Here is a 641-nt window from a genome sequence, read left to right on the forward strand (position 1 = left end):
AAAGGCCGCGTTATGCGACCTTATGTAATTTGTGCTGGGATATTTATCCACGCCCAGCCGTGGTTTCCCTGCTTTCCACAGTCAAGAAAAATTGATATGTTGGTTATTCCACAGTCAATGCAGGGAATTAAAGATGGCGCTAACAACAAAATGTCCGAAATGCGATTCAACGTCTTTTGAGCTTGGAACTAATACGAAGGTTAAAGGTAGTGGGCATATAATTTATTTTGTTCAATGTGCCTCATGTGGGTGCGCCATATCAGCAATGAACGCGCAAGAAGTGCATCTTGTTGAACAGATAGCTAAGAAGATTGGGGTTCGTTAATAACCATTCCTGTCTGGCGGCTGTTTTCGTACGCCGCCTTTAATGCCTCAAGTACAGCCGACTCATGTCCAACCAATCCACGTGACTTGATAATCTCATCTACTTTTTCTGCTGCTTCACATGCTGCTAAAAGAACACTTTGTGTTGTTTCCATTCTCTTACCCCTTAACTATGTGGTGGGCTTCTTTGCGGTTGGTGCGATGACCAATAAATAGTTGCCTGAACTATATTTAACCACGTCAGGCGGCGGTGGTTCTGCTATACCCCTACAGCAAGAAATCGAATAAACTGTAATCACCCCTACAGTTAGAGAATT

The 641-nt window shown here is 43.4% G+C and carries 2 protein-coding genes; one reads left to right on the forward strand and one right to left on the reverse strand.

Annotation, left to right across the window (positions count from 1 at the left end):
- The coding region (locus tag DBA33_RS20840; RefSeq protein ID WP_205582797.1) for a hypothetical protein at positions 1 to 180 on the forward strand (180 nt) is incomplete at its 5' end.
- Positions 181 to 302: 122 nt separating this feature from the next.
- Here DBA33_RS20840 and DBA33_RS20785 read toward each other — a convergent pair.
- On the reverse strand, positions 303 to 479 hold the full coding sequence (locus DBA33_RS20785) for a hypothetical protein (protein WP_162975267.1): 177 nt from the start codon (positions 477 to 479) through the stop codon (positions 303 to 305).
- Between the last annotated feature and the right edge of the window lie 162 nt (positions 480 to 641).

It is taken from the genome of Yersinia sp. IP36721, assembly GCF_003634395.1.
Classification (GTDB): domain Bacteria; phylum Pseudomonadota; class Gammaproteobacteria; order Enterobacterales; family Enterobacteriaceae; genus Yersinia; species Yersinia entomophaga.